Source organism: Kitasatospora sp. NPDC001225 (assembly GCF_053597855.1).
The window spans coordinates 1-16,732 of sequence record NZ_JBSFJC010000159.1 but is presented as its reverse complement, the minus strand read 5'-3'; the positions used below and the strand labels follow the sequence as shown (position 1 = coordinate 16,732).

At 73.2% G+C, this 16,732-nt stretch carries 14 protein-coding genes; 10 read left to right on the top strand and 4 right to left on the bottom strand.

The window, feature by feature from the left end:
- Window positions 1-52: 52 nt before the first annotated feature.
- The gene (locus ACWDCZ_RS34195) at window positions 53-1,210 is read right to left on the bottom strand and encodes an epoxide hydrolase family protein (protein WP_387827683.1); all 1,158 of its coding nucleotides are present in this window, start codon (window positions 1,208-1,210) and stop codon (window positions 53-55) included.
- Between the two features lie 256 nt (window positions 1,211-1,466).
- Window positions 1,467-1,880, bottom strand: a complete 414-nt coding sequence (locus ACWDCZ_RS34190; protein WP_049650275.1) for an SgcJ/EcaC family oxidoreductase — start codon at window positions 1,878-1,880, stop codon at window positions 1,467-1,469.
- Window positions 1,881-2,159: 279 nt separating this feature from the next.
- Between ACWDCZ_RS34190 and ACWDCZ_RS34185 the strand changes: the two genes are divergently transcribed.
- From ACWDCZ_RS34185 to ACWDCZ_RS34170, 4 genes are all read left to right on the top strand, one after another.
- Window positions 2,160-3,392 (top strand): cytochrome P450 family protein, encoded by a 1,233-nt coding sequence (locus ACWDCZ_RS34185; protein WP_449817894.1) that lies wholly within the window; start codon window positions 2,160-2,162, stop codon window positions 3,390-3,392.
- Between the two features lie 20 nt (window positions 3,393-3,412).
- Entirely contained in the window at window positions 3,413-4,432 is a 1,020-nt protein-coding gene (locus ACWDCZ_RS34180) for an alcohol dehydrogenase catalytic domain-containing protein (protein WP_449817893.1), read from the top strand.
- A 405-nt stretch (window positions 4,433-4,837) separates the two neighbouring features.
- The gene (locus ACWDCZ_RS34175) at window positions 4,838-6,766 is read left to right on the top strand and encodes a CRTAC1 family protein (RefSeq protein ID WP_181970774.1); all 1,929 of its coding nucleotides are present in this window, start codon (window positions 4,838-4,840) and stop codon (window positions 6,764-6,766) included.
- Window positions 6,763-7,776 (top strand): enediyne biosynthesis protein, encoded by a 1,014-nt coding sequence (locus ACWDCZ_RS34170; RefSeq protein WP_375872994.1) that lies wholly within the window; start codon window positions 6,763-6,765, stop codon window positions 7,774-7,776. The genes ACWDCZ_RS34175 and ACWDCZ_RS34170 overlap by 4 nt, the downstream gene beginning before the upstream one ends.
- 56 nt (window positions 7,777-7,832) lie before the next feature.
- On the opposite strand, the gene ACWDCZ_RS34165 is transcribed toward ACWDCZ_RS34170, so the two are convergent.
- Window positions 7,833-8,564 (bottom strand): maleylpyruvate isomerase family mycothiol-dependent enzyme, encoded by a 732-nt coding sequence (locus tag ACWDCZ_RS34165; RefSeq protein WP_049650279.1) that lies wholly within the window; start codon window positions 8,562-8,564, stop codon window positions 7,833-7,835.
- A gap of 318 nt (window positions 8,565-8,882) precedes the next feature.
- On the opposite strand from ACWDCZ_RS34165, the gene ACWDCZ_RS34160 reads away from it, so the two are divergent.
- The 3 genes from ACWDCZ_RS34160 (at window position 8,883) to ACWDCZ_RS34150 (ending at window position 12,347) form a co-directional block, all read left to right on the top strand.
- Complete coding sequence (locus ACWDCZ_RS34160; RefSeq protein ID WP_449817892.1) at window positions 8,883-9,923, top strand: DUF1702 family protein; 1,041 nt, start codon at window positions 8,883-8,885, stop codon at window positions 9,921-9,923.
- An 88-nt stretch (window positions 9,924-10,011) separates the two neighbouring features.
- On the top strand, window positions 10,012-10,986 hold the full coding sequence (locus ACWDCZ_RS34155; RefSeq protein ID WP_449817891.1) for a DUF1702 family protein: 975 nt from the start codon (window positions 10,012-10,014) through the stop codon (window positions 10,984-10,986).
- A 2-nt stretch (window positions 10,987-10,988) separates the two neighbouring features.
- Window positions 10,989-12,347 (top strand): cytochrome P450, encoded by a 1,359-nt coding sequence (locus ACWDCZ_RS34150; RefSeq protein WP_375872997.1) that lies wholly within the window; start codon window positions 10,989-10,991, stop codon window positions 12,345-12,347.
- A 117-nt stretch (window positions 12,348-12,464) separates the two neighbouring features.
- Here the strand turns inward: ACWDCZ_RS34150 and ACWDCZ_RS34145 are convergent, their stop codons facing one another.
- Window positions 12,465-13,256: a helix-turn-helix transcriptional regulator gene (locus ACWDCZ_RS34145; RefSeq protein ID WP_234348608.1), complete on the bottom strand. Its 792-nt coding sequence runs from the start codon at window positions 13,254-13,256 to the stop codon at window positions 12,465-12,467.
- 578 nt (window positions 13,257-13,834) lie between these two features.
- Here ACWDCZ_RS34145 and ACWDCZ_RS34140 point away from each other — a divergent pair.
- From ACWDCZ_RS34140 to ACWDCZ_RS34130, 3 genes are all read left to right on the top strand, one after another.
- Window positions 13,835-14,365 (top strand): DUF5987 family protein, encoded by a 531-nt coding sequence (locus tag ACWDCZ_RS34140; RefSeq protein WP_449817890.1) that lies wholly within the window; start codon window positions 13,835-13,837, stop codon window positions 14,363-14,365.
- Complete coding sequence (locus ACWDCZ_RS34135) at window positions 14,362-16,017, top strand: FAD-dependent oxidoreductase (RefSeq protein ID WP_380740993.1); 1,656 nt, start codon at window positions 14,362-14,364, stop codon at window positions 16,015-16,017. Before ACWDCZ_RS34140 ends, ACWDCZ_RS34135 begins: the two co-directional genes overlap by 4 nt.
- Window positions 16,018-16,114: 97 nt before the next feature.
- Window positions 16,115-16,732, top strand: a 618-nt coding sequence (locus tag ACWDCZ_RS34130) for a carboxymuconolactone decarboxylase family protein (RefSeq protein WP_449817889.1), incomplete at its 3' end; no start/stop codon positions are given.

Genomic DNA, 16,732 nt, shown 5'->3' with positions numbered 1-16,732 from the left:
GCCGCGCCCGGCACCGGACCCCCGGTGCCGGGCGACTCCGTGGACGGTCCGCTCAGCGGACCCGACGCGCGAACTCCCGGACGTCGTCGACGAACAGCCCGGGCTGCTCCAGGGCGGCGAAGTGCCCGCCGCGGTCGAACTCGGACCAGTGGGCGAGGGTCGGCAGGATCCGTTCGGCCCAGCGCCGGACCGGCCGGACCGCGTCCTCGGGGAACACCGCCACCCCGACCGGTGCGGACAGCGGCCAGGGGCCGGCCCAGGTGCGGAGGAAGTCGGCGTCCAGCCGGTTGGACTCGTAGTAGAGCTGGGCGCTGGAGCCGGCGGAGGCGGTGAACCAGTAGATCGCCACGTCGGTCAGCAGCCGGTCCCGGTCGACGACGTCCTCGGGAACCGTCCCGGCCGCCGTCCACTCCATGAACTTCTCGACGATCCAGGCGAGTTGGCCCACCGGCGAATCGGTCAGGCCGTACGCGAGGGTCTGCGGCCGGGTGGACTGGATCTTCCGCCAGCCGGCTCCGTCCTGCTCGAAGTACCCGGCGAACTCCAGCCGGGCCCGGTCCGCCGGGTCCAGCCGCGCGAACTCGGCCGGGTCCTGCGGCGGGAAGGTGGCGAGCATGTTGAGGTGGACGCCGGCCACGTGCTCCGGGTCGGCCAGGCCCAGCTGCAACGAGACCGGCATGCCCCAGTCGCCGCCCTGGACGAGGTACCGGTCGTAGCCGAGCCGGCGCATCAGCTCGGCCCAGGCCCGGGCGACCCGGGCGGTGTCCCAGCCGGCCTCCCGGGGGTGGCCGGAGAAGCCGTAGCCGGGCAGCGAGGGTATGACCAGGTGGAACGCGTCGGCGGGATCGCCGCCGTGGGCCCGCGGATCGGTCAGCGGGCCGATCACGTCCAGGAACTCCGCCACCGAGCCGGGCCAGCCGTGGGTGACGACCAGCGGCAGGGCGTCCGGCTCGGGCGAGCGGACGTGCAGGAAGTGGACGTCCACGCCGTCGACTTCGGTCAGGAACTGCGGGAAGGAGTTGAGGTGCGCCTCGGCCTTGCGCCAGTCGAAGCCGGTGCGCCAGTACTCGGCCAGTTCCTTCAGGTAGCCGAGCGGCACGCCGCGCCGCCAGCCGGCGCCGGGGACTTCGCCGGGCCAGCGGGTGGCCGCGAGCCGGCGGTCCAGGTCGTCGAGGGCTTCTTGCGGGATGTCGATACGGAAGGGACGCATCCGAGTCCTCTCAGCGGGACCGTGCGCCGACCCGGGCCGGCGCCGGAGGGGTGGCGGCCGGCGTACCGGCCGGTCCGTGCGGGGGTGCCGCAGCCGTACGGCACCGTCCCGCACGGCACTGTACCGGCCGCGCGGCGCCCCGGAGCGTCGATCGGCCGGGCCGCCGGGGGAGGGCCGGCGGTCGGTGCGGAGCCGGGGCCGCCGCGCGGTCTCCGGGGGGAGAGCGGGCGACGGCCCCGCCGCTCCGGCTCCGGGCTCAGGCGGCGACGGGGGTGTTCTGGTACGAGGCGATCCGCCAGTCGGCGCCCTGCCTGGCCAGCACCCAGGTCGCCCGGATCGCCCGCTCGGGCGTCACCTCGGTGTCCCCGGGGGCCAGCACGCCGCCCTTGGTGACCAGGACGGCCACGTCGTCGGCCAGCGGGCGGACCGACTGCGGCTCACCGGTGACCTGGGTGCCCTTGAACGGGCCGGCGAACGCCTGCGCCATGAAGGCGCGGATCTGCTCGCGGCCGGTCAGGTAGACGTCCCCGGGCAGGATCAGCGTCGCGTCGTCGGTGAAGACCGAGGCGAAGCCGTCGGCGTCGTGCCGCGCCCAGGCCGCGATGATGAGTTCCGGGACGGCGCGCAGCGCGGCGACGTCGGCGGCGGTGGGCGGGGGAGTGGCGGACATGGCTCTCTCCTTATCCGGCGGTTCCCGGCCGCGATCACCACGGCCCGGTGACGGCCAGCGTCACACCGGGCCGTCGGCCGCCGCATCTTCCCGATTGCGCTGGGCGGCCGCCCCGCCGCCGGGCGGGGGGACGCCGCAAGCCGGGAGATGCGGGCACCCCGCGCGGGTGCCAGCCTCGACAGGGCCGGTCAACGGTCCTGGCCCCGCTGCCGCGTGGCCCCGCGACCCGGCGACTCCCTGACTCCGCCCGCGCCCCGCTCCGACCGCCTGGAGGCTTCCGTGTCACTCCCCGCCCCCGTCGTCATCGACCGAGCCGGACGTGACATCCACGCGGAGGGCGCCCGGATCCGGGCGAACGGCCCGGTCGCCCGGATCGAACTGCCCGGTGGCGTACCGGCCTGGTCGATCACCGGCCAGGACGTCGCCCGGCTGGCCCTGGCCGACCACCGCCTGTCCAAGGACCCGCGCCGGCACTGGGCGGCGTTCGCCGAGGGCCGGATCGGCGCGGACTTCCCGCTCATCGGCTGGGTGCTGATGGACAACCTCACCACCCGCTACGGCGCCGACCACACCCGGCTGCGGCGGCTGACCGCCGGCGCCTTCACCCCGCGCCGGGTCGAGGCGATGCGGGCCGAGGTGGAGAAGGCCGTCGAGGAGCTGCTGGACGACCTCGGCCGCCTCGCGCCCGGCGAGGTGGTCGACCTCAAGGCCCGCTTCGCCCATCCGATGCCGGCCCGGGTGATCTGCGACCTGTTCGGCGTGCCGGCCGGGGACCGTGAGCGGATGCTGCGCGGCGGCGAGGTGAACGTCGACACCACCATCACCCCGGAGGAGTCCGCGGCCAACGTCGAGCGGTGGCACCGGGAGATGCTGGAGTTCGTCGAGGGCAAGCGCCGCGACCCCGGGGACGATCTGACCAGCGACCTGGTCCAGGCCCAGGAGGAGGACGGATCCCGGCTGAGCGACTCCGAACTGGTCGGCACCCTGCACCTGCTGCTCGCCACCGGGACCGAGCCGGTGATGAACCTGCTCGCCAACACCGTCCGGGCCGTGCTCACCCACCCCGACCAGCGGGCGCTGCTCCGGTCCGGCGCGGTGGGCTGGGCGGAGGTGATCGAGGAGAGCCTGCGCGCCGAGGCGCCGGTCGCGCACCTGCCGTTCCGCTTCGCGGTGGAGGACATCGAGCTCGGCGGGGTCACCATCGCCAAGGGGGAGCCCGTCCTGATCAACTTCGCGGCGGCGGGCCGCGACCGCGCCGTCCACGGGGAGGACGCCGACGCCTTCGACGCCACCCGGGCGAACAAGGAGCACCTCTCCTTCGGCCACGGCGTCTACCGCTGCATCGGCATGCCGCTGGCCCGGATGGAGGCCGAGACCGCCCTCGCCGCGCTGTTCCGGCGCTTCCCGGACCTCGAACTCGCCGTACCCGACGAGGAGTTGGCACCGCAGGCCACCTTCATCATGAACGGTGTCCAGACCCTCCCGGTCCGGCTCGGGCCGCGGAGCAGTTGACAGGAAAGGTGGTTCGGCCGATGTGGGCAGCCGTCGTACCCGAGGCCAAGGCGCGCTGGGAGCTTCGCGAGATCCCCACCCCGAGGCCCGGTCCCGGCCAGGTGCTGATCCGGGTCCACGCCTGCGGGGTCTGCCACAACGACCTGCTGGTCAGTCAGGGCGTGTTCCCCTTCCCGGCGTTCGATCCGGTGGTGGTCGGACACGAGGCCGCCGGGGAGGTCGTCGAGGTCGGCGCCGGGGTGACCGGCCGCCGGGTCGGCGACCGGGTCGGCGCCACCTGGGTGCAGGCGACCTGCGGCCGGTGCGCGTACTGCCGGCTCAACCTCCCGCTCTCCGGGCAGTCCGGGATGAACTGCCCGGAGGCCGTGATGAGCGGCCTCACCGTGCAGGGAGGACACGCGGAGTACGTCGCGGTGGCGGCCGCGAGCACCGTGCTGCTGCCGGACGCCGTCCCGTACGAGACCGCCGCCCCCGTGCTGTGCGCGGGCTACACCGCGTGGAGCGCGCTGCGCGCCGCCGATCCGGGACCGGGTGAACGGGTCGCGGTGCTCGGGATCGGCGGACTCGGCCACCTCGCCGTGCAGTTCGCCCGGGCCGGCGGCTTCGAGACCGTGGCCGTCACCAGCTCGCCGGACAAGCACCGGCTGGCCCGGACCCTGGGCGCGGACCACGTGGTCGCCGATGGTGAGGGGCTGCGGGCGATCGGCGGCGCCGACGTCGTCCTGGTGACCGGCACCTCCTACCGGGCCGCCGCCGGGGCCCTCCAGGGGCTGCGGCCGAACGGCCGGATGGTGCTGGCCACCATCGACCCGGTCGAGCCCTTCGCCATCCCGCCGACCAGCCCGTTCTGGGCGCAGCGCCAGCAGGTGATCGGCGCCACCCACAACGGCCTCGACCGGCTCACCGAGGCCCTCGACCTGGTCGCCTCCGGGGCCGTCACGCCGCTGGTCGAGACCTTCCCCAAGGAGCGGGTCGCCGAGGCGCTGGACCGGGTCGAGCGGGGTGAGGCGCGCTTCCGCGCGGTCGTCACGTACGCCTGACCGGTGAACCGGCGGCCGGGGGAAGTCATTCCCCCCCCGGTGAACCTCCCTTGAGTTCTGGAAGCGCCCTTCCGCGGCACGCGCGCGGGAGGGCGCTTCGTCGTGCGGTCGCGGGCCGGCCGACGGTCCCGGCGGCGGCCGCAATTCCTCCCGCTGAGCAACGGGGAAGTAGCGATTCCGAGTGCTTTGCGTACATCCTCGTACAGTAGACCCGCGCGTGACGTGCCTATCGCCGGCGCATTTCGGGTCGTGAATTCCGTCATCCCGAACCTTCCTGCCAGCAGGGGGTTTTGGCCGCGTCCTGCACTCGGCGCGGGCACGGGGTCGTATTCGATCCGTCGAGAGGGGAACCCGGTGGCGTACCGTGAACGAATCCGCAGACTGATTCCAGGCCTGGTGGTGATAATGGTGGCCACCTCGCTGTTCTTCGCCGTACGGACCTCGGTCGCGGCGGCCGGGGCGGAGGAGGTCGCGAAGCAGTACGGCTTCAAGGAACTGCCCATCGCGATGCCGCCCGGCTACGAGCAGCGGCCGATGCGGACGGTCCGGACCGTCAACCCGGCCTACCAGAAGATCCGTTCGTGGATCTCCTCGGTCGGGGCCAGCATCGCGATCAACGACCTGACCGGGCACGGCGTGGCCGACGGCATGTGCATCGTCGACACCAGGACCGACAGCGTGATCGTGACGTACACCCCGACCGCCCGGCCGGCCGACCGCTTCACGCCCTTCGTGCTGGACGGCAGGCCGCTGCCGATGGACGACACCATGGCGCCCACCGGCTGCACGCCCGGCGACTTCAACGGCGACGGCCGGATGGACCTGCTGGTGACGTACTGGGGCCGCACGCCGATCCTGTTCATGGCCAGGTCGGACGCCACGACCCCCGCCGCGGCCTCCTACGTGCCGCGCGAGCTGGTGCCCTCGGAGTCCCTGGACGGGAAGTACCACGGCCCGCGCTGGAACACCGACGCGGACTACGTCGGCGACATCGACGGCAGCGGGCGCCCGTCGATCGTGATCGGCAACTACTTCCCCGACTCCGACGTGCTCGACCCGAACGGGCTGAACAACGTCGTGATGAACGACTCGCTGTCCAGCGCCAAGAACGCCGGCGGCGACCACGTGCTGCGCTGGCAGCAGAGCACCTCGGGGACGGAGCCCACCGCGTCGTACGTGGAGGAGAAGGGCGCGATCCCCTACGACGCTTCGACCGGGTGGACGCTGGCCATCTCGGGCGCCGACCTGACCGGTGACGGACTGCCCGAGCTGTACATCGCCAACGACTTCGGACACGGGCACCTGCTCTACAACCGGTCCACGCCCGGGCACATCGAGTTCAGCGAGGCCAAGGGCGAGCGCACGCCGACCACGCCCAAGTCCTTCGTCCTCGGCAACGGCTCGTTCAAGGGCATGGGCGTCGACTTCGGCGACATCGGCCGCAACGGCGACTTCGACATGATGGTCAGCAACATCACCGTCGCCTGGGGCCTGGAGGAGAGCAACTTCCTCTGGATCAACAAGGCCAAGGACGAGGCCGACATGCGCCGCAAGCTCGCCGCCGGCATCGCCCCGTTCACCCAGGAGGCCCAGGAGCACGGCATGGCCTGGACCGGGTGGGGCTGGGACACCAAGATGGGCGACTTCCTCAACAGCGGCGACCTCGCGGTGCTCCAGGCCACCGGCTTCGTCAAGGGGAAGATCGACCGCTGGCCGTGGCTCCAGGAGATGGCCATGACCAACGACGACCTGCTGTCCAACCCCGCGATGTGGCCCAACGTCCAGCCCGGCGACGACATCGCCGGGGACGAGGCGATCGCCTTCTACGCCAAGACCCCCGACGGCCCGTACGTGAACATCAGCTCCCGGCTGGGCATCGCCGTGCCGACGCCGACCCGCGGCCTCGCCACCGGCGACACCACGGGCACCGGCCGGCTGGACTTCGCGGTGGCCCGCCAGTGGGGGCCGCCCGCCTTCTACGCCAACACCGCGCCGGCGCTGGGCAGTCAGCTGAACCTGCGGCTCTACCGGCCGACCGGTGAGGGCGCCGCGGGCCAGGGCCTGGTGAACACCGGGGCGCCCGCGTACGACGCCACCGTGCGGGTCACCACCCCGACCGGCACCCAGATCTCCCGGCTCGACGGCGGGGGCGGCCACGGCGGCTTCCGCAGCTTCGACGTGCGGTTCGGCCTCGGCGCCCACCAGGGGCCGGTCACCGTCGACCTGAGGTGGCGGGACGCCGCCGGGGGACTGCACGAGAAGAGCGAGCAGCTCAGCCCCGGCACGCACACGCTCGTGCTGACCGACCAGGTCCAGGAGGTCCCGAACCGATGAGCGCGAGCGTGCAACCCCGAGCCGGCGGCGCCCCGGCGGCCGCACCGGCCGCCCCCGCGAAGCCGAAGGACCCGCGGTACCTCGCCCTGCGGAACTTCGCCCTCTCGATCAGCGTGTTCAACATCTTCGGCTACACCCTGCTCGGCTTCGAGCAGCCCTGGCTGTGGCCGTTCGTCGCGGTGTTCACCGCCTACGCCTGCGAGATCGGCTTCGAGCTGATCAGCGCCTGGGCCCAGCGCCGCGCCCCCCGCTTCCGCGGGAACGGGTTCCGCGGCGTGTACGAGTTCCTGCTGCCGGCCCACATCACGGCGCTCGCGGTCAACATGCTGACCTACGGCAACAACCAGCTGCTGCCGATCGTCTTCGGCGTGGTCATCGGCGTCGGGGGCAAGCACGCCCTGCAGGCACCGATCGCCGGCCGGATGCGGCACTTCATGAACCCGTCCAACTTCGGGATCACGATGTCGCTGGTGTGCTTCGGCTCGTGGTTCAGCATCGCGCCGCCCTACGAGTTCACGGAGAACGCGAACACCTTCTTCCGGGTGATGATCCCGCTGATCATCGCCACGGCGGGAACCGTGATCAACGCGCTGCTCACCAAGCGGACCCCGCTGATCGTCGGCTGGCTCGGCGCGTTCGCCATCCAGGCGTTCCTCCGGCACTGGATCTGGGACGTCGCGCTGTTCTCCGCGCTCGGCCCGATGACGGGTGTCGCCTTCGTGCTGTTCACCAACTACATGATCAGCGACCCGGGCACGACGCCGGTGAAGGGCCGGGCCCAGTTCGTGTTCGGCAGCTCGGTCGCCTTCGTGTACGCGATCCTGATGGTGTTCAACGTCGTCTACACGCTGTTCTTCGCCACCACGCTGGTCTGCGCCCTGCGCGGGCTCGGGTGGTGGGTCGTGCACCTGCGCCAGCGCTCCCGGCGGGCGGACGCCGCCGCCGGGGCGTCCGGGGGCGGAACGGCCGTCCAGCCGCAGCAGAGCCAGGTCGGGGCGGCCGTGGCGTGAGGCCGCACCGCGACCGCCAGGTGACACCGTGACCCCTCCGTGGCGCCGCCCGGGCGCTACCGCGCGGCGACGGCGGCCTCCACGGGCCGCTCCGGCGGCCGGAACGGCCCCCAGGTGAACGCGGGCAGCCAGGCGTCCGGCGCGGCGCTCCAGGCCAGTCCGGAGACCTGCCCGACCGTCCGCCGGCCGGTGAGCGAACGGAGCAGGTCGTGGCGGTGCCCCTGGAGGACGGCGGCCGGCTCGCCGTCACCGGCCTGCCACTCGGCGCCCGCCGTCCGGATGCGCAGCGCCGGAAGCCCGTGGGAGCGCACCGAGTTGGCGAAGCCCCGGACGACCAGGTCCAGGGCCGAGGGGTACGACGGCTGGTCCGCGACCACCGGCGCCCGGAGCGCGCCGCGCAGGTCGAGCTCGTGGGTGAACGCGTCCATCATCATCATGGTGTGCCGCAGCTGCGGCGTGTCCGAGAGCACCCGCTCCACCGGGCCGTCCAGCCGCGACCACTCCTCGAGCAGGCCGGCCAGGCCGGTGCCGGACTCGGCGTGCGGCACCTCCCACAGGTTGCCGGGCACGTCGGCGGCCACCGTCCGGCAGACCTCGACCAGGTGGCCGAGCAGGTCCAGGACGGTCCACCCGGGACAGGCGGGGACCGGGACGCCGGCCGCCCCGGGCCGGGCGGCGAGCAGCAGTTCGGTGATGTTCCGCCGGGACCGGCGGTAGGCCACGCAGTCGGGCGCCCGGTCCCAGAGCGGCTCGGGCGGGGCCTCGTCCTGCTGGTGACGCGTGTTCATGCGCGCACTCCTTCGATGGGACGGCCTGGACGGGGAACGGACCCGACGGTGCCGGGCACCCGGTCCCGCACGGCCCCATTCCACCGCGCCGCCGGGGATTTCGACAACACGGTCCGTGGCACCCCCGGGCGCGGTTTCCGAGGCCTTTCGGCGGCCTGGCCGAGGAAACCTCAGGTGAGGAAAGGCCGCTTGGTGAAAGGGAGTTCGGGTAGCGACGGTCGTCCGGCCGAAAAGAACGCAACCGCGGAGATGCGGCCGCCCCCGCCGCCCCCGGAGCATGGAGGGGCCGTCATACAGGACGCTGGGCTGGGAGGGATCGTGCCGACGACCTTCGGATCACTGCGCCGACTGGTGCTGACACCGTCACTGGCCTCGGTGGCCTTCGCCGGAAGGGGCTTCCCGGTGACCCCCACGGCCGCCACCGAACGCCTGGAGGCGGTGCCCCAGGCGGTGGTCTGCGGCTTCGAGTGGGGCATCGACGCCCGCAACCAGTGGGAGGTCGAGCGCCGGCTGCGCCTGGTCGACCCGGAGCAGCGCGGATTCGCCTACGAGGGCGCCACGATGGCCTTCACCGTCCTGGACGCGACGGGCCGGGGCAGTCGCACCCGCGACCTGCTGGCCGGGCCGGGGCAGCCGCACATCTTCCTGGCGTACATCGGCATCGGCTTCGCCATGGCGCGCCTGCCGCGGCCGCTGTGGCGCAAGGTGCTGCCGGACCTGGCCGGGACGCCGTACCACCCGACGATGAGCTGGCTGGCGGTCGACGGGTACGGCTTCGACCTCGCCTACTTCGGCACCCGGCGCTGGGTGGACGAGCAGCGCGAGGTGAAGCCGTACCCGTGGCAGGGCGCGCCGGAGTACTTCCGGCGGGCCGTCGACCAGGGCATCGGGCGGGCGCTGTGGTTCATCCACGGCGGGGTGCCGGAGCAGGTGGCCGTCGCGGTGCGGAGGTTCCGCGCCGACCGGCGGGCCGACCTGTGGAGCGGGGTGGGACTGGCCGCGACCTTCGCCGGCGGCGCCACGGCGGACGGCCTGGCCGTCCTGCGCGGGGAGGCGGGGGAGCACCGGGCGGAGCTCGCCCAGGGGTCGGTGTTCGCCGCGAAGGCGCGCGCGTACGCGGGCTTCGTGCCCGCGCACTGCGAGGCCGCCGCCACGGCCCTGACCGGCCTGTCGGTCGACGGGGCCGCGAAGCTGGCCGACGACTGCGCGGTGGACGAGCCCGCCGCGGCCGGCCGTGCCCCGGGCGCCGCCGCCGGACCGCCGGCGTACGAGCTGTGGCGGGCCAACGTGCGGACGCACTTCCGCGCCGCCGGGCAGCCGGATCGGCCCCGGCCGCCCGCGGCGGCCCCCGCGAACTGAGCAGGTGCGGAGAAGCCCCGCCGGAGCCGGCCGGGCACCATTCGCGTGGCAGCACACCGACGTGAGGAAGACCTGAGAGGAGAATGGCGTGCCCAGTGCATGGCGAACGCTCCGACGACGCGTTCTCACCCCGAGCACCTCGGAGACCCTACTGGAGAAGCGCGGCTTCCACCGGAAGTCACCGGACGCCCAGCACCTGCTGGAGTCGGTCGGCGGGCGGTTCCTGGAGGGCTACGCGTACGCGATGGAGGCCCGGGACCCGGCGGCGGCGGAGCTCCGCCTGGAGGGCGTTCCGGCCCCGTTCCGCGGCTTCGCCTACGAGGGCGCCGGCATGGGCTTCGCCGTGCTCGACGGGCTGCCGCTGTCCGGCCGCGGCTCGGTGGGGCGCTTCCTCGCCGGGCGGGGCGCGGACCACGTCTACATGGTCTACGTCGGGATCGGCTGGGCGATGGCCCGGCTGCCGAGGTTCCGCTGGCCGGACGTCGACGGGCTCGACCCGCTGCTGCGCTGGCTCGTGCTCGACGGGTACGGGTTCCACCAGGCGTACTTCCGTACCGCCCGGTACGTCCACGAGCAGTACCGCGAGCCGGCCTTCCCCTGGCCGGCCGGTGACACGCCGTCGTACGCCGGCCGCGCGATCGACCAGGGCATCGGCCGGGCCCTGTGGTTCGTCGGCGGCACCGACGCGGACCTGGTCGCGACCATGATCGAGAAGTTCCCGGAGTCCCGGTGGTCCGACCTCTACAGCGGGGCCGGACTGGCGGCCACCTACGCCGGGGGCGCGGACGAGGCGGAGCTGCGGGCGTTCCGGGACCGGGCCGGACCGCACCGGGCCATCGTCGCGCAGGGCAGCGCGTTCGCGGCCGAGGCCCGGCTGCGGGCCGGTCTGCTGGTCCCGCACACGGAACTGGCCACCCGGGTCCTCTGCGGCACGGGACCGGAGGAGGCGGCCAGGGTCACCCGAGACGTCCGGCCGGCCGGGCCGGTGCCGGGCGCGCTGCCCGCGTACGAGGTGTGGCGCCGGGCCGTCGCCGACCGCCTGGCGAACGACGGGGGGTGCTAGCCGTGCCCGCGACCCGCCGGGTGCCGCCAGGACCGCCGCGCCGGGCCGCCCCGGTCCTGCTGCGCAGGCTGGTGGGGGACCGGCTGGAGCTGATGCGCTCCGCCGCGCGGGAGTACGGCGACGCGGTCCGGATCTCCATCGGCCCCAAGACGCTCTACTTCTTCAACCACCCCGAGCACGCCAAGCACGTGCTCGCGGACAACGCGGCCAACTACCACAAGGGGATCGGCCTGGTGCAGGCCCGACGCGCCCTCGGCAACGGCCTGTTGACCAGCGAGGGCGAGCTCTGGCGCAAGCAGCGCCGGCAGATCCAGCCCGCCTTCCAGCACAAGCGCATCGCCCGGCAGGCCGGGGTCGTCGCGGAGGAGGCGGTCAAGCTGGTCGGCCGGCTGCGGGCGCACGAGGGCGGCGGGCCCGTCGACGTGGTCCACGAGGTGACGGCGCTCACCCTCGGGGTGCTCGGCCGCACGCTGCTGGACGTCGACCTCGGCGCCTTCGAGGCGGTCGGCCACGACTTCGAGGCCGTGCAGGACCAGGCGATGTTCGACATGGTCACCATGGGCGCGGTGCCCTCCTGGGTGCCGCTCGCCAAGCAGCTGCGCTTCCGGCGGGCCCGGCAGGACCTGCAGCGGGTGGTCGACCGGCTGGTCGCGGACCGGACCGCCCGCGACGGCGGGCGGAGCACGGGCGACGACGCGCTGTCCCGGCTGATCACGGCCACCGCGGAGGAGCCCGACCCCCGGGTCGGTCGGCAGCGGATGCGCGACGAACTGGTCACCCTGCTGCTCGCCGGCCACGAGACCACGGCGAGCACCCTCGGCTGGACCTTCCACCTGATCGACCGGCACCCCGAGGTGCGGGAGCGGCTGCACGCCGAGGCCGTCGAGGTGCTCGGCGACCGGCTGCCCGAGTTCGAGGACCTGCACCGCCTCCGGTACACCTCCAGGGTGGTGGACGAGGTCATGCGGCTCTACCCGCCGGTGTGGATCCTCCCGCGGCAGGCGCAGGCGGACGACGAGGTGGGCGGCTACCACGTGCCGGCCGGCGCCGACGTCCTGATCTGCCCGTACACGCTGCACCGCCACCCCCGCTTCTGGGACGCGCCCGAGCAGTTCGACCCGGAGCGCTTCGACCCGGACCGGGCCACGGACCGGCCGCGCTACGCCTACATCCCGTTCGGGGCGGGGCCGCGCTTCTGCGTCGGCAACCACCTCGGGCTGCTGGAGGCCGTCTTCACGATCGCCGTGGTGGCCCGGGACCTCCGGCTGGTCAAGGTGCCCGGCCACCGGGTGACGCCCGAGCCGATGCTGTCGCTGCGGGTGGCGGGCGGCCTGCCGATGACCGTGCACCCGGCCGGCTGAGGCACACCCTCCGTCGCGGCCCGGATCCCCCCGCAGAGGACCTCCGCGGGGGGATCCGGGCCGTAAGGACTTCGCCGTCCGTCGGGTCTTCACCGTCCTGTCGGGGCCGGCGGCGGCTCAGGCGCTGTCGGCCCGGGGGGCCTCGGCGACCTGGGACAGCTCGTTGAACGCCGTCGACCGTACGTCCAGCAGCGCCAGCAGGACCGGTGGGTCCAGGGCCCGGATCGGTCGCAGCCGCAGTTCCATCGGCAGCAGCGGCACGTCCGGCCGCACCTCGATCGGTCCGACCGATCCCACCGAGACCTCGCCGTCGCCGGTCAGCACCTCGTCGAAGGAGACGGGGACGGAGTGCGCCAGCAGGTACCAGGTGCCGCTCGGCACCCGGTCGAGCAGGAAGGCCCCGGGGCGGGGGAGGACGCAACAGGCGGCCGGCCGTCCCTCCGGGATCCGGGTCGGGAAGAGTCCGACGAACACCCGGCCGAGGTCCCCCGCGACCGAGGCCCGGATCTCGCCCCGGAACGTCGAGAGTTCCGCGCCGCGGCCCCGGCCGTGTAAGTCGACCTCGATCCGGGGAGTGAAGCCCCGGAGCTGACGGAACATCGTGGGGGAGGCGCCGACGCTGCTGGTGAACCGGGAGCTGAACGTGCCGACGCTGTTGTACCCGACCCGGTGGCTGATCTCCGTCACGGTGAACGTCGTCTCGATGAGGAGGCGTTTCGCGGTCTCCAGGCGTATGGCGGAGAGGAATCGCCGTGGCGAGACCCCGGTCATCCGTTGGAACTCACGGGAGAAATGGAATTTGCTGTACATGGCCGCCTGCGCCATATCGTCTATGGTCAGCAGCTCGCCGATGTTCTCGTGCATGGTCTCGATGGCCCGGGTCACGGCTTGCTCGATGGCAGATTTCATGATCGACTCCAGGTTCTCTGCTGTACATGCGAATGAACAGAAATTCCGCCCGTGCGATGGTCGGGTACGAAAGTCGCGGCCGTGGTTTCCGGGCCGGCGGTCAGAGAGGCCATGGCATGCGAAGGCGTCCCCCGCCGGAAAGGGGAGGACGAAAGGGGGCCGCCGCCATAACGAGAGACGACGTTATCAGTTGGTGCATGACAAGTGCAATGGCGCGTTGGCACATTCCGTTGGCATGTCTGAAAGTTGGGATGCCGGGGGGGTTCGTATGTTTGAACCCGATTGTCAAGGGCGATTGCCGGAACGGGCGGGATCGGGTGCGCACCACTGCCGACCCGCGGTGGGGGATGGTGCGCTCACGGGTCAACGCCGCCGCGCGGCCGCCGGGTTGAGGCCGCCGAAGCCGATCAACGCTCCTCAGCAACGCAGGAGATGCGGAGGTGGAGGTATTGCCCGGACGATGCCAAAGTCGCGTATGCGAATCGGGGTCGGCCGGTGCGTCGGGCCCGTTTTTTCGACGACCACCTGAGGAGATGCCGGTGGGCTCGCGTATCCCAGATCAGCAGGATTACCGCACCATGACGCTCGAGGCGTTCGCGGACACGATCGTCCCGGGGGAGAAGCGCTCCCCCGACGACCAGGCCGTGGCCGGCGCCTCGACCGGAGGCGGCGCGGTGCAGGCAGGCGCCATCGAACTGCTGGAGACGCCCGCGACCGGGCTCTCGAACGCCCTGGACGACTACGAGCAGGCGCTCAACCGCCACGCCCGCGCCTACGCGGAGGAGCACGGCCCGCCGCTCGACGACGCGGTGCCGCCGTTCGTCGCCCTTCCGTTCGCGGACCGCACCGGCCTGGTGCGGACGCTGACCGGCCCGGACCACCCGGAGCGCGAACTGTGGGTCCTGCTGGCGCTGTTCAGCAACATGGCCTACGACACCGCCGCCCACCTGCACACCGCGGACGCGATCGCGGCGGGCCACCCCGGCCTCACGGCGATGGGGTTCATGGACCCGGACGCCGACGGCCTGTGGCGGTTCTCCGACTTCTCGTACCGGCGGCAGCTGGCCGAACCCCACCCGGGCACCACGTCCACAGGGAGCCCCGCATGACGAGCACCGAGAGCACCGACGTCCTGATCGTCGGCAGCGGCTTCGGCGGCGCCATCGCCGCCTACCACCTGGCGGCCGGCGGCGCGCGGGTCACCGTGCTGGAGCGCGGCCCGTGGCTGGAGGCGCCCGACTTCGAGCACGACTTCCTGCTCGGGTCCTCGTACACCCGCATCTTCGACTTCGTGGTCGGCGACGGCATGAGCCTGCTCGGCGGGAACTGCGTCGGCGGCGGCAGCGTGGTGTACTTCGCCGCGATGCCGCGCGCGCCCCGGTTCGCCTTCGAGCGCCGCGGCGGCATCGGCCGCCGGATGTGGCCGGCGGCCATCACCCGGGACACCCTCGACCCCTGGTACGACCGGGTGGCCGAGGCGCTGCCGATCACCCAGCAGGACTGGAACGACGTCACCTACGCGGGTGGCCTGTTCGCCGCCGCCTGCGACCACGCGGGGCGCACCGCCAACCCCGTCCCGGCCGCCATCGACCGGGCGAAGTGCACCAACTGCAACTGGATGATGTCCGGTTGCCGCTTCGACGCGAAGCGGTCGCTGCTGCTGAACTACCTGCCCGCCGCGCTCGCGCACGGGGCCGAGATCCGGCCGTTGCACGAGGTGCAGCGGCTCTCCCGGACGGACGGCGGCGGCTACCGGGTGCACTACGAGGTCGTCGACGACACCGACTACCGGGTGCACGTCGGCAGCGGCACGATCGACGCGAAGATCGTCGTGCTCGCGGCCGGCGCCGGCGCCACCCCGGTGATCCTCCAGCGCTCCGAGGCGGACCTCGGCACGATGCCCTCCGCCGTCGGCCGCTACTTCTCCGGCAACGGGGAGCGCCTCAACACGGCCGTCGTCGACGAGGACCGGGCCCGCGACCTGCTCGGGCTCAAGCGCTCCGACGGCCTGGCGTTCGGGGCCAACCAGATCGGCAAGGGGCCGGTCGTGGCGAGCTGGGACAACCTCGACGGCTCGCTCCCGGAGCACTCGCGGTTCTCCCTGGAACAGCTCTACTTCCCGCCCGGGTTCGGCACCATCCTGGCGCAGGTGCCCGACGCGACCGGCCCCGGCTGGTTCGGCGTGGAGAAGAAGGAGATGGTCCGGCGGTGGCAGTCCTGGCTGACCGTCTTCACCATGGTCGAGGACGACAACGAGGGCGTCTTCGGCCCGCCGCCGGCCACCGGCAACGCGGACCGGATCTCCCAGCAGATGCTCGGGCGCGGACCGATCAGGTACCGGCCGACCGAGAACACCCTGCGCGGCTGGGCCGAGTCGGACGCCGTGGTGAAGGACATCCTGGAGCGCGACGGCCTGGCCCGCGTCATGCCGTGGACCAACGACCTGGTGGGCGCGTACACCGTGCACCCGCTGGCGTCCTGCCGGATCGGCGACGACCCGGGGACCTCGGCGCTCGACGACCGGCACGAACTCCGCGACCACCCGGGCATCTTCGTCACCGACGGCTCCGCCGTCCCGGGAGCGCTCACCGTCAACCCCGCGCTGACGATCTCCGCGCTCGCCGAACGCGCCGTCCCCGGCATCGTGCGCGCAGCGCGGGAGCGCGGCGTGAACGTCCGGTACGGCGCGCCCTCGCCGGACGGCGGGACCAGCGGACGGCGCGGGGTGCGGACGCAACTGCCCGGCCTGACGCGGCCTTAGGGCGTGTCTGACCATTGGCGTCGCACACCCGGCGGGAATTGTCAGACACGTCCCAAGCGCGCCACGGCGACAGATCGAGCCAGAGAGGAGGAGACCGATGGTGATACCGCTGCTGCGGCCGGCCCTGCGGCCGCTGGCGCAGATCCGCCGGGTCGCCCCGGTCCGCCCGGCCGACGCGGGGAAGGAGGTGGCCCGGGTCTACGCCGAGGTCGAGCGGGAGTTCGGCCTGCTCGCACCGCCGATCGGCCTGCACGCGCCCTCGCCGGCGGTGCTCGCCGCCTCGTGGGTGATGCTCCGGGAGACCCTGCTCGCCGCCGGGCGGGTCGATCGGGCGCTCAAGGAGGCGGTGGCCGTCGCCGTGTCGGAGGCCAACGCCTGCCCGTTCTGCACGGAGGTGCACGGCGCGACGCTGGCCGCGCTGCGGCCCGGACCGGCGGCGTCCGCCGGGGCCCGGGCGGCGGCGGGGAGGGAGCGGGAGGTGGCCGACTGGCTCCGGGAGACCGGGGACGGCGCGGGCGGCCGGGGTGCGCGACCGCCGTTCCCCGCGGACCGGGTGCCCGAACTGGTCGGCGTGGCGGTCACCTTCCACTACCTGAACCGCATGGTCAACCTGTTCCTGGAGGAGAGCCCGCTCCCGGCCGGCCTCCCGGCGCCCGCGCGGTCGGCGGCGACGGCCGTGCTCGGCCGGGTGACGTTGGCCGACCGGATCACCAGT